At 59.3% G+C, this 12,887-nt stretch carries 7 protein-coding genes; 6 read left to right on the forward strand and 1 reads right to left on the reverse strand.

The window, feature by feature from the left end; all coding sequences use genetic code 11:
• The first annotated feature begins 161 nt into the window (after positions 1-161).
• Positions 162-1,142: a transcriptional regulator ArgR gene (gene argR / locus PMI27_RS00110; protein ID WP_008154322.1), complete on the forward strand. Its 981-nt coding sequence runs from the start codon at positions 162-164 to the stop codon at positions 1,140-1,142.
• A gap of 31 nt (positions 1,143-1,173) precedes the next feature.
• Here the strand turns inward: argR and PMI27_RS00105 are convergent, their stop codons facing one another.
• Positions 1,174-6,039, reverse strand: a complete 4,866-nt coding sequence (locus PMI27_RS00105) for a leucine-rich repeat domain-containing protein (RefSeq protein ID WP_008154320.1) — start codon at positions 6,037-6,039, stop codon at positions 1,174-1,176.
• A 287-nt stretch (positions 6,040-6,326) separates the two neighbouring features.
• Here PMI27_RS00105 and PMI27_RS00100 point away from each other — a divergent pair, with 287 nt between their 5' ends.
• From PMI27_RS00100 to astB, 5 genes are all read left to right on the forward strand, one after another.
• The gene (locus tag PMI27_RS00100) at positions 6,327-7,547 is read left to right on the forward strand and encodes an aspartate aminotransferase family protein (RefSeq protein WP_008154318.1); all 1,221 of its coding nucleotides are present in this window, start codon (positions 6,327-6,329) and stop codon (positions 7,545-7,547) included.
• Positions 7,548-7,764: 217 nt separating this feature from the next.
• A complete protein-coding gene (gene aruF / locus PMI27_RS00095; RefSeq protein WP_008154316.1) occupies positions 7,765-8,784 on the forward strand; it encodes an arginine/ornithine succinyltransferase subunit alpha in 1,020 nt (339 codons plus the stop codon).
• An 87-nt stretch (positions 8,785-8,871) separates the two neighbouring features.
• Positions 8,872-9,897 (forward strand): arginine N-succinyltransferase, encoded by a 1,026-nt coding sequence (gene astA, locus PMI27_RS00090; RefSeq protein ID WP_008154313.1) that lies wholly within the window; start codon positions 8,872-8,874, stop codon positions 9,895-9,897.
• Positions 9,894-11,363: a succinylglutamate-semialdehyde dehydrogenase gene (astD, locus tag PMI27_RS00085; protein WP_166675911.1), complete on the forward strand. Its 1,470-nt coding sequence runs from the start codon at positions 9,894-9,896 to the stop codon at positions 11,361-11,363. Before astA ends, astD begins: the two co-directional genes overlap by 4 nt.
• A gap of 167 nt (positions 11,364-11,530) precedes the next feature.
• Positions 11,531-12,877 carry an N-succinylarginine dihydrolase gene (gene astB, locus PMI27_RS00080; protein WP_008154309.1) on the forward strand — a complete coding sequence of 449 codons (1,347 nt, stop codon included), beginning with the start codon at positions 11,531-11,533 and terminating at the stop codon, positions 12,875-12,877.
• The last annotated feature ends 10 nt before the right edge of the window (positions 12,878-12,887 follow it).

The raw sequence follows: 12,887 nt of genomic DNA on the forward strand, positions 1-12,887 counted from the left end.
GATCAAAAGATCGCAGCCTCGTTTCACTCGACAGCTCCTACAGGAGGGGAGCGGCAAGCCAGCTCCCACATTTGATCTTTGCCGGCTTCGAGATTTGCGTTCATTTACGGGCTAGCATTGGCCCATGCCTTCATCACTGTTTTCGTTTCGGATTGCCCGCCATGACTGCCCATCGAATTGGTTTCCTGATTTGGCCCAGCACTAAAGCACTGACGCTTGCGCTGGCTGAGGAGGCCTTGCGTGTTGCCCAGCGTGTGCATCCGGACGTTGTCTACGAACTGTCGTTTTTGCAGGCCGAACCGCCGACCGAAGGCGCCTGGCAATTGCCGGGTGAGCCGTGGGCCGGCAAGCTCGAGAACTTTCAGAAATTGTTCCTGCTCGCCGATGAGCCGCCGACCACACTCGCGCCGGCGCTCAGCAGTGCGCTGAAACAGCTAGTGCGTGCTGGCTGCGTGATCGGTGGTTTGTCGGCCGGTGTTTACCCGTTGGCCCAACTGGGTTTGCTCGACGGTTATCGCGCTGCCGTGCATTGGCGCTGGCAGGACGATTTCACCGAACGTTTCCCGAAAGTCATTGCTACCAGCCATCTGTTCGACTGGGATCGCGATCGCCTGACCGCGTGCGGCGGCATGTCGGTACTCGACTTGCTGCTGGCCGTGCTGGCCCGCGACCACGGCGCCGAACTGGCCGGTGCCGTCTCGGAAGAACTGGTGGTCGAGCGCATCCGCGAGGGTGGCGAGCGCCAGCGCATCCCCCTACAGAACCGTCTCGGCTCCAGCCATCCGAAGCTCACCCAAGCCGTATTGCTGATGGAGGCCAACATCGAAGAGCCGTTGACCACTGACGAAATCGCCCAGCATGTGTGCGTGTCCCGTCGGCAGCTGGAGCGGATCTTCAAGCAATACCTCAACCGCGTGCCGAGCCAGTACTACCTGGAACTGCGCCTGAACAAGGCCCGGCAGATGTTGATGCAAACCAGCAAGTCGATCATCCAGATCGGCCTGTCGTGTGGCTTCTCCTCGGGGCCGCATTTCTCCAGCGCCTACCGCAACTTCTTCGGTGCCACGCCGCGGGAAGATCGCAACCAGCGGCGCAGCAGCAGCCCGTTCGAATTGTCGTCGGTGCCCTCGGAGCGTGGGTGACAGAGCAATCACGTCGCCTGCCGAGGCTGATTCACTCCTCTATTTCGGAGCCTTCAGACGTCGAGATATCCATCTCTCCTCGATTGATCACCTCTTCCACGCCAAAGTCCATGCCCGTCCGTTCGAAGTAACCGATCAGCCGTAGCAGGCTCTCTTCGGAAAACCGATTACCTCGAAAACTGATGTTTTCAGCGATTTCCACCGGCAGTTCCAACACGTCACTGGGGACTTCGGTGATGGCGTTGCCACTGAGGTCGGCCCAGTCAAGCTCTGTCATTTGCAGCAGGCCGTGCGGGATTTCGGTGATACCGGTGTCGTTCAGCAGAACGGTATTGAGCTCCATCATCTGACTCAGGTCAGGCGTTTGCGCCAAGGGGTTGTGGGCCAGATCGAGATAATCGAGCTGTTCCATTCCCGCCAGCGCACTTGCCGATTCCGCTGTCAGTCTGACGCGGCAACCAGGGAGCGACAGCGACCGCAGTTGAGCCATCTTGAACACCGCATCGGGAATGTTGCCCAGATTACAGTCGCGCAGTCTGAGGCTTTTGAGTTTGGGGAAAGACTCCAGAAAATGCCCGGCGCGGGTCACTCCGCCGGCGCTGCGTAACTCCAGCGATGTCACATGGCTGAAGTCGGCGTTCAGGGTAGGCAGGTCGCCGTTGATGAGGGGTTTGAAAACGAGTTCATAGGTGGGCTCCAGCGCCTCATTGAAATCATCCAGTTCGCTTTCATGCCGCCAGCACTGCTCCAGTGTCTGTTTGAACTGGTCACGGTTCATGTGCTCGACAAGTTGTTGTTGGGCGGTGAACGGTTCGCCCGTCAACGGGTGTTGGGCCGGAAGGTCGGCGGTCCATGCCGCCAAGTCGTTGCTCAACTGTGCCAGATCCGCTTCAAGGTTTGTCAGCTCGATCCGGCCGTCAGCCAGTGTGCCGGACAGTTCATAGACAAACTCGCTCGCCTGTTCGACCTCCAGGTTCGGGTACAGCGCTCTGACTCGGTCGATGTCCGCTTCGGGGGCATGGATACCCAAATCGTATGAGCTGTCGAAGTAGTGATGCTTGATCATTTGTCGCGCATTGTCCGAGAGCGGGTTATGCGTCAGGTGTATGCCGTGCTTACCGTACACCTCACTTTGGAAGAGCTCCGCAGGCAACTCGCTGATCTTGTTGCCCAGGAGTTTGGCGGTTTCGAGTTTTGAGTGGCTGATTACGCTGGCTGGGATTTCCGTCAGGTCGGTACGGCTCAGGTCCAGGTAAACAAGCTCAGGCATGGATTCGACACTGGGCACCGTAGTGAACGGGTTTTGGTACAGATCCAGCATGGCCAGTTTGTTCAATGAAGACAGTTTCGCCCAATTGGCTGCATCGAACCTGATTGCGCAATCGCTTAACACCAGTGCATCAAGTTCCGTCATTCGAGGAATGGCCTCGGGGAGGGCGGGCAGGGAAAAGCGTTTTAAATCGAGGCGGCGCAAACCATTGAAGCGCTGCAGGAACTCAGTAACACCCTGCACCGCATGATTCCCTTCAAGGGACAGCCATGACACATGGGGGAAATCGGCCGTCAGTGTGGGTAGATCGCCAAGAATCGGCTCGGCAAATCTGAGTGTGTAGCGCGGCGTGTCATTCGGGCCATCAAGGTCTCGCTCTGTTTGTCGACGCCAGCTGCGCTGGATTTCCTGGGCCAGCAGCCTGCGATTGTGTTGAGCAGCCTGCCGTTCCAATGCACTCAAGGAGGCTCGGGTTTGCGGGTGAATAGTGGGCGAGTCATTTATCCAGGTATTCAGGTCCTGATGCAGTCGCGAGAGCTCGCGGGACAGGCGTGAGAGCTCAATGCGCGCGCCATCGGGATGCGTTTGTAACTGCTGAACAACAGACTGGAGCTCGTCCTCGGAAAGGCTGGGGTAAACCTCGCGAACACGTTCGTTGAGGGATGGCGTCGGGGAGGGCATGCGCCGGTATCCATCCGAGCCGCCAGGCAAGCGCATGGTCGTCGGATCATAGAACGGTTTTCGATTGGGATTTTTTGCGAACAGCTTGCGCAGTGCCGGTTGGTTCAATGCATGTTCGGCGATGCGTAGTTTGAGTGCCTGAGCATTTGCGATCGATGGGCTCAGCGCATTGCGTTGTGCTTGTGGCAGCGCCTGAAAAAGTCCCTGATAAAAATCACCGGGCTCCGATTCGCTGTCTTGATATACCTGGTAAGTGCCAACTTCAGCGCGCACCAGTGTTTTCACAATCGGTGCATCGAGCTGGCCAATGCTGTCGCGCACACGTCCGTCATGGGTGTAATCCCTCACCTCAATACGCAGTTCGGCGGGAAAACCGGGCAGCGAATTCAGGCTTTGCAAGGCCAGTCGGTGGGTGTCGGTGTTGTCCAGAATGTCGGAATAAAGGCCTTCACAGGCTCGGGTTGCGCGTACGGCCTCCATGGCTTTCAGTGCTGTTTCCTTGAGTCGTGGGGGCGTGCGACCGTTGTGCAGCTGGCGTAACTCGGTCCCGGTTGCATTGCTCACCAGCTCTTGCGCGACATCGGTCGGCAATCCTGTCACGTCGTCGAGCAATCGCTGAAGGTGCTGATCAACGTTTTTTTCCTCTGCGCGGTAGCGTGTCTCGAACAGCGATTGGTGGTGCTTTCGGGCGAGTTCAGCCGTTAGCTTTCTGAAGGCTCGCGTTTGGATTTGCGGCGCCGGCATTGGCTTGTCGGCGGGCCACGAGTCGTAGTTGCTCAGCAGTTGGTGTTGCAGGGTCACATCGGCCTTGCGATAGCGCTCGGGTTGGTCGCTGCCGATTTGCTCGATAAAGGTTTCGATGTCCCGGTTGATCTTGAAGCGCTTGATCGTGTCTGTCAGCAGCGAAGGCGGGCGATAATGTTCGACATGCATTTCGCGCATAACGTTGTCGTGGTAACCGCTGACCCGCAGGATCTGTTCGCGCTCGGCGCTGGTGAACGACTCGACGCTATGGCCGAGGCGACGCATGACTTTTTCCCGGTCCCAGTTCAGCGGTTGCTCCAGTTCTGTGTGCCAGGCGCCGTGGTTGTTATGCAGCAGAGGCGGTTGATAGGCATCAGTTCGGTTCGGATGCTCAATCTGAAGCGTGCCTGACATGCGGTCGGGCTTCACGGCATACAGTTTTCCCTCCAGTGGCAGCAGCGTTTTGCCCTTGTTTTGATAGAGACCCAGATGATCGGGTTTTGCTCCTTCGGGCAAATCGAGTACTTGTTCATAAGGCTTGAGATCCGGCTTCCAGTAGCGGGTTTTTCCTTCGGGCGTTGTAACGGGTTTGAGTGGGTCGACAAGCGCAATAGCTTCACGAGAGAGCAGGCGGCTGAGGGTGCCGGCAGCGATGGCGCCGCCCACCGCAAATGTCCCCACCTGAACCACCGTTTCGACGAACGTCATCAGATGCCCGAACGCTTCTGTTTTCAGCCCTTCAGCCAGGTCCACGATGCCTTCGAAGGTTTCGTCGAGTAACTGGTAGGCCATGTAGCCCAGCATCAATTCACCGAGAAACGGGACGAAAGGCAACGCAACGAACGTCGCGATTTCAAGGATTGTCGAGGCCACTTTGCTGAAGGCATCCCACAATGCCCATCGCGCGTTGCTGTCGGCGGTGGCGGTGGAGACGGCGAGGGTGCTTGCATCGTTGAGGATCTTGTTTAGCTGTCGCTGATAGAGATGGTTCCACAGGTCCGCTCTGAACGGGATCGCCGAAAACTGCAAATCAGGCTTGTCGATGGGCGTTTCGCGCCAGCTCGGCAGTGGGTCGCCCTGTTGGTGTTGATGCCAGGTCACGCTCTGGAGGCGACGGTTGAGGTCCGCGAAAAAATGTCCTCTTTCCTTGTGGTCGACGAAGCGACTGAAGAACGTTTGATAAGCGGGCGCGCGCAGTTTGCGGGTCAGCTCGGTCATGAACGCCAACGTGTTCGGGTATTCCTTGAGAGGATGCTCTGGATCATCGGGGATGTAGGCAATGATCCGTGTTGCCGTGCGTGCGTGTTCCAGGCTCGCCGCGAAAATGACAATGCCGGTCAGCGAGGAAGACATCATTGTCAGGTCGTGACCATGCAGCGGCTGTCCATCCAGTCGAGCACCCGAACGCCTTTCCAGAATGCGCAGGATCGAGAGATAGGCATCCGCTGGAATATCCTTTCGGATTTGCGCCATCTGCAGCGCAGATTTGAGTGCTGTTTTGTGCGAGCCGATCACCTTCGATTTCAACACCGCACCGGCTACCGGGTTCGACAGCCCCAGATTGTCTTTGAGGTAAGCGTTGTACCGGGCGCCGATATCCAGTTCCCGGCATAACCGTGCGAAGGCCGGGATAGTGAGCTTTTGCTTGACCGCCGGCAGCGTATCGAACTGCCCTGTGGGCGAAGGTTCGGTGATGAACGTGGAGGCTGGCTCGTAAGCCCCTGTCGCTGTTTCCGATTCCTGAAAGTTGTGCAGGGCCGCGTCGAGCATCGACACGGTCCAGGTGCGCGCGGCGCCGGTCTTGATTCCGAAAAGCGGCACGGTTTGAGGGATGTACAGGCGCAGGAAGGTGGTTTTGACGTCCAGATCCAGGTCAAACCGGGTTTTCAGGGCGTCGCTCAGCATCGGTTCGGCAAAGGCTTGTGCGCTTTGCAGGTTCGACAGCATTGAGTCCAGACGATTTCGATGGGTCCAGTGTTCCTGACTGAGCTTTTTCAGCGACTGGTGCTGCCCCGGTGTTGCGGTGCCATGCCAGTCCGGCGTCATAAACGTGGCGTTCTTGAGGGCGCTGTGTGTACTGGACGATGCTTCTAATACCCAGGCTGGCAGATTGTTGAACAGGTGATGGTAGTGATCGTCCGGTTGCGTAGCGGATTCGCTGTCTCCAGTAGTGGAAGGACGACCGTTCTCGTATCGGCTCATGCGCTATTCCCTTAGCGTTTTGAATGAGCCGCCAGCAAAACAGACGATGATCGGTCCCGTGCGGTACATATTTACCGCACCGCTCGACAACCCTGCCTATAACCTGTGCCGGCAGTTTAAACTGCGCCTTTGCGACGCTATTTGTCGCATTGCCGTAAACCCGGCTGAAACCGGGGTTTGCGCTATAAGAAGTTGTCGCTTGGCGGCAAGGCCGGGCTGAAAACTGTCCTTACAATCCCCTCATCGCTCGCCAGTTTCAGGCGAGTGTTCCTCATCAGGAGACTCCGATGTCCGTTGAGCACGCTGCGGTACAACGCGCCGATTTCGACCAGGTAATGGTTCCCAACTACGCGCCTGCCGCTTTCATCCCTGTGCGTGGCGCCGGTTCCCACGTCTGGGACCAGTCTGGCCGCGAGCTGATCGACTTCGCCGGCGGGATTGCCGTTAACGTATTGGGCCATGCGCACCCGGCGCTGGTCGGTGCCTTGACCGAGCAGGCGAACAAGCTGTGGCACGTGTCCAACGTGTTCACCAATGAGCCGGCCTTGCGCCTGGCCCATAAGCTGATCAACGCCACGTTTGCCGAGCGCGCGTTCTTCTGCAACTCCGGCGCCGAAGCCAACGAGGCCGCCTTCAAGCTGGCCCGTCGCGTCGGTTTCGATCGTTTCGGCAGCGAGAAGTACGAAATCATCGCCGCGCTCAACAGCTTCCACGGTCGTACCCTGTTCACCGTGAACGTCGGTGGTCAGTCGAAGTATTCCGATGGCTTCGGTCCGAAGATCACCGGTATCACCCACGTGCCGTACAACGATCTGGCCGCGCTGAAAGCTGCCATTTCCGACAAGACTTGCGCTGTGGTTCTGGAACCGATCCAGGGCGAGAGCGGCGTGATTCCGGCCGAACTCAAGTACCTGCAAGGTGCCCGTGATCTGTGCGACGCGCACAAAGCGCTGCTGGTGTTCGATGAAGTGCAGACCGGTATGGGCCGCACGGGCAAGCTGTTCGCCTACCAGCAATACGGCGTGATTCCGGACATCCTGACCACCGCCAAGAGCCTGGGCGGCGGTTTCCCGATCGCCGCAATGCTGACCACCGAAGACCTGGCCAAACACCTGGTCGTCGGCACTCACGGCACCACCTACGGCGGTAACCCGTTGGCGTGCGCTGTCGCGGAAGCTGTGATCGACGTGGTTAACACCCCTGAAGTGCTGGCCGGCGTCAACGCCAAGCACGACAAGTTCAAGGCCCGCCTGGAGCAGATCGGCGAGAAGTACGGCCTGTTCACCCAAGTCCGGGGTATGGGCTTGTTGATCGGTTGCGTGCTGAACGATGCCTGGAAAGGCAAGGCCAAGGACATCTTCAACGCCGCTGAAAAAGAAGGCCTGATGATTCTGCAAGCCGGCCCGGATGTGGTTCGTTTCGCGCCAAGCCTGGTGGTTGAAGACGCCGATATCGATGCCGGTCTGGATCGATTCGAGCGCGCCGCGGCGAAACTGACGCAAGCCTGATAGACCCTTCGACGCCTGACATTTTCAGGCGTCGAAACAATTTTTTTGTTCCAGACCGGACCAAATGTGGGAGCGAGCCTGCTCGCGAAGAGGGCCTGACAGGCAACATCTTTGTTGACTGACAGGACGCAATCGCGAGCAGGCTCGCTCCCACAGTGTCTCAGTGATCTGTCTGGAACTATTTCCCTCAAGAGTTTTTCGAGAAAGGAGTGACACCATGCTGGTGATGCGCCCCGCGCAAATGGCTGATCTGGGCGAGGTACAGCGTCTGGCTGCGGACAGCCCGATTGGTGTCACTTCCTTGCCGGATGACGTTGAACGCCTGAGCGACAAGATCGCGGCAAGCGAAGCCTCGTTCGCCGCCGAAGTCAGCTTCAACGGTGAAGAGAGCTATTTCTTCGTCCTCGAAGACACCGCCACCGGCAAACTGGTGGGCTGCTCGGCCATCGTTGCGTCGGCCGGTTATTCCGAGCCGTTCTATAGCTTCCGTAATGAAACCTTTGTGCACGCTTCCCGCGAGCTGAAGATTCATAACAAGATCCACGTGCTCTCCCAGTGCCACGACCTGACCGGCAACAGCTTGCTGACCAGTTTCTACGTGCTGCCTGAACTGGTGGGTTCGGCGTGGTCGGAACTCAACTCCCGTGGTCGCTTGCTGTTCGTCGCCAGCCATCCGGAGCGTTTTGCCGATTCCGTGGTGACCGAGATCGTCGGTTACAGCGATGAAAATGGTGATTCACCGTTCTGGGATGCCATCGGTCGTAATTTCTTCGACCTCAACTACGCCGCTGCCGAGCGTCTGTGCGGTCTGAAGAGCCGGACGTTCCTGGCCGAGCTGATGCCGCATTACCCGATCTATGTGCCGCTGCTGCCGGACTCCGCTCAAGAGGCGATGGGCCAGGTGCACCCACGGGCGCAGATCACCTTCGACATACTGATGCGCGAAGGCTTCGAGACCGATCACTACATCGACATTTTCGACGGCGGGCCGACCCTGCACGCCCGTGTCTCGGGGATCCGTTCGATTGCCCAGAGCCGGGTCGTCCCGGTGAAAATCGGCGAGCCGGTCAAAGGCGCCGGTCGTCAGTACCTGGTGGCTAACGCCCAGTTGCAGGATTACCGCGCCGTTTTGCTTGAGCTCGATTACGCGCCGGGCAAACCCGTGACCCTGGATCTTGAAGCGGCCGAAGCCTTGGGCGTCGGTGAAGGTGCCAGCGTGCGCCTGGTGGCGGTTTAACGCCTGCTGCTATGCCTATAAAGAGTGAATGCTTAGTAAAGCAGCGAGTTTCACGGGTGGCGTAAGCGGCCCGTTTGAGGAGATAGCATGATCGTTCGTCCCGTACGCAGCAGCGATTTACCCGCTCTGATCGACCTGGCCCGCAGCACCGGCACCGGCCTGACCACCTTGCCGGCCAATGAAGAGCGTCTGGCCCATCGGGTCGGCTGGGCCGAGAAGACCTTCCGCGGCGAAGCCGGGCGGGGCGATGCGGACTACCTGTTCGTGCTCGAAGACGATGACGGCCGCGTGGTGGGTATTTCCGCCATCGCTGGCGCCGTCGGTCTGCGTGAGCCTTGGTACAACTTCCGGGTTGGCCTGACCGTCAGCGCTTCGCAAGAGTTGAACATCTACCGCGAAATCCCGACGCTGTTCCTGGCCAACGACCTGACCGGTAACTCCGAGCTGTGCTCGCTGTTCCTGCACGCCGACTACCGCACGGGCCTCAACGGTCGCATGCTGGCCAAGGCGCGGATGCTGTTCATCGCCGAGTTCCCGCAGCTGTTCGGCAACAAGATCATCGCCGAGATGCGCGGTATGTCCGACGAAGCGGGGCGTTCGCCGTTCTGGGAAAGCCTGGGTCGTCACTTCTTCAAGATGGAATTCAGCCAGGCTGACTACCTGACTGGCGTGGGCAACAAGGCGTTCATCGCCGAACTGATGCCGAAATTCCCGTTGTACACCTGCTTCCTGTCGGAAGATGCGCGCAACGTGATCGGCCAGGTTCATCCGGACACCGAGCCGGCGCTGGCCATGCTCAAAAGCGAAGGCTTTAGCTATCAGGGCTACGTCGACATCTTCGACGCCGGTCCTGCGGTGGAGTGCGAAACTGGCAAGATCCGCGCAGTACGCGACAGCCAAGCGCTGGTGCTGGCCATCGGCACACCGGGTGACGACGCCACACCGTTCCTGATTCATAACCGCAAGCGCGAAGACTGCCGGATCACTGCTGCTCCTGCACGTTTCGCCGCCGGTACGCTGGTGGTCGATCCACTGACCGCCAAACGCCTTCAACTCAACGCCGGCGATCAAGTACGCGCCGTTCCGTTGTCCGCTGCCAGGGAGTCGAAATAATGAATTCGCTATACATCGCAGGTGAATGGCTGGCCGGCCAGGGTGAAGCCTTTCAGTCGCTGAACCCGGTAACCCAACAAGTGCTGTGGGCCGGCGAAGGCGCTACCACTGCCCAGGTTGAATCGGCCGTACAAGCCGCGCGCCAGGCATTCCCGAGCTGGGCCCGACGTACCCTGGAAGAGCGCATCACCGTGCTGGAGGCCTTTGCCGCCGCGCTGAAGAACAATGCTGACGAACTGGCTCGCACCATCGGTGAGGAAACCGGCAAACCTTTGTGGGAAGCGGCTACCGAAGTCACCAGCATGGTCAACAAGATTGCGATCTCGGTGCAGAGCTACCGCGAACGCACCGGCGAGAAGAGCGGCCCGTTGGGCGACGCCACTGCCGTGTTGCGCCACAAGCCACACGGTGTGGTTGCGGTGTTCGGGCCTTACAACTTCCCGGGTCACTTGCCGAACGGTCACATCGTGCCGGCGCTGCTGGCCGGTAACAGTGTGCTGTTCAAACCCAGCGAGCTGACGCCGAAAGTCGCCGAACTGACGGTCAAGTGCTGGATCGAAGCCGGTCTGCCGGCAGGCGTGTTGAACCTGCTGCAAGGCGCTCGCGAGACCGGTATCGCCCTGGCGGCGAACCCGGGCATCGATGGCTTGTTCTTCACCGGCTCCAGCCGCACCGGCAATCACCTGCACCAACAGTTTGCCGGCCGTCCGGACAAGATCCTCGCGCTGGAAATGGGCGGTAACAACCCGCTGGTCGTTGATCAGGTCGCAGACCTTGATGCTGCCGTTTACACCATCATCCAGTCGGCATTCATTTCCGCCGGTCAGCGTTGCACCTGTGCACGCCGCTTGCTGGTGCCGCAGGGCGCCTGGGGCGACACACTGCTGGCGCGTCTGGTGGCGGTCAGCTCGACGATTGAAGTCGGCGCGTTTGATCAGCAACCGGCACCGTTCATGGGCTCGGTGATTTCCCTCGGCGCTGCGAAAGCACTGATGGATGCGCAGGAGCATCTGCTGGGTAACGGCGCAGTCGCGCTGCTGGAAATGACTCAGCCACAAGCTCAAGCTGCCTTGCTGACCCCTGGTATTCTGGACGTCACGGCAGTGGCTGATCGCCCTGACGAAGAGCTGTTCGGCCCGCTGCTGCAAGTGATCCGCTACGCTGATTTTGAGGCGGCGATCGCTGAAGCCAACGACACCGACTATGGCCTGGCGGCCGGTCTGCTGTCGGATTCCGAAGCGCGTTATCAGCAGTTCTGGCTGGAAAGCCGTGCGGGCATCGTCAACTGGAACAAACAGTTGACCGGTGCTGCGAGCAGCGCGCCATTCGGCGGTGTCGGCGCCTCGGGCAACCACCGCGCCAGCGCCTACTACGCGGCAGATTACTGCGCGTACCCGGTCGCTTCGCTGGAAACCCCGAGTCTGGTGATGCCTGCGACCCTTACGCCCGGCGTGAAAATGGCGTGATGCCCATCGCCAGCAGGCTGGCTCCCACAGGATTTGCGTCGGACACAAAGTGTGTGAACACCTCCGAACCTGTAGGAGCCGAGCTTGCTCGCGATGGCCGCGACTCGGTCGCACTGAACAGTTAGTTACTGAAGCCTATAACAACAGATTCTCGTGGAGCCTCGCTGATGAAATCCTATGAAGTCAATTTTGACGGTCTAGTGGGGCCGACCCATAACTACGGCGGTTTGTCCTACGGCAACGTCGCGTCCCAGAGCAACAGCCAGCAGTCTTCGAACCCGAAGGAAGCCGCGCTGCAAGGCCTGGCGAAAATGAAATCGCTGATGGAAATGGGCTTTCAACAGGGCGTGCTGGCACCACAGGAACGCCCGGACGTGGCAGCCCTGCGTCGTTTGGGTTTCAGCGGCACCGACGCTCAGGTGATCGAGCAGGCGGCTAAAGATGCAATGCCGTTGCTGGTGGCCAGTTGCTCGGCGTCGAGCATGTGGGTGGCCAACGCCGCCACCGTCAGCCCGAGTGCCGACACCGCGGATGGCCGTGTGCATTTCACCGCGGCCAACCTGAACTGCAAATATCACCGCAGCATCGAACACCCGACCACCAGTCGCGTGCTGGGGGCGATGTTCGCTGACCAGAAACACTTCGCTCACCACGCAGCATTGCCGGCCGTGGCGCAGTTCGGGGACGAGGGTGCAGCCAACCACACCCGTTTCTGCCGTGAATACGGCGACGCAGGCGTCGAGTTCTTCGTGTTCGGTCGCAGCGCGTTCGACACCCGTTATCCGGCACCGCAAAAATACCCGGCCCGCCAGACCCTCGAAGCCTCCCAAGCGGTTGCCCGCCTGCACGGCTTGAGCGATGACGGCGTGGTCTACGCTCAGCAGAACCCTTCGGTGATCGATCAGGGCGTTTTTCACAACGATGTGATCGCGGTGGGTAACGGCGAAGTGTTGTTCTATCACGAGGACGCGTTCCTCGACACCGAGCAGATGCTGGCCGAATTGCAGAGCAAACTCGCCAAAGTCGGTGGGAAATTTCAGTCGGTCTGCGTACCGCGTTCCGCGGTCACCGTGGAAGACGCCGTTCGTTCCTACCTGTTCAATAGCCAACTGCTGTCGCGTCCTGACGGCTCGATGCTGTTGATCGTGCCGGAAGAATGCCGTGGCAACGAGCGCGTCTGGCAGTACCTGCAAGGTTTGACCAGCTCCGGCGGCCTGATCCGCGAAGTGAAAGTGTTCGATTTGAAGCAGAGCATGCAGAACGGCGGCGGCCCGGCTTGCCTGCGACTGCGCGTCGCGCTCAACGAAACCGAACTGGCGGCCGTCAACCCAGGGGTTATCATGACGGCACCGTTGTACGGCACCCTGACCGAATGGGTCGACAAGCACTACCGCGACCGCATGACCGAAAACGATCTTGCGGACCCGCAATTGCTGCTTGAGTGCCGGACGGCACTGGATGAACTGACGCAAATCCTTAAACTGGGCGCGGTTTATCCATTCCAGATCAATTGAACGTCGAGAG

It is taken from the genome of Pseudomonas sp. GM41(2012), from assembly GCF_000282315.2.
Lineage (GTDB): Bacteria > Pseudomonadota > Gammaproteobacteria > Pseudomonadales > Pseudomonadaceae > Aquipseudomonas.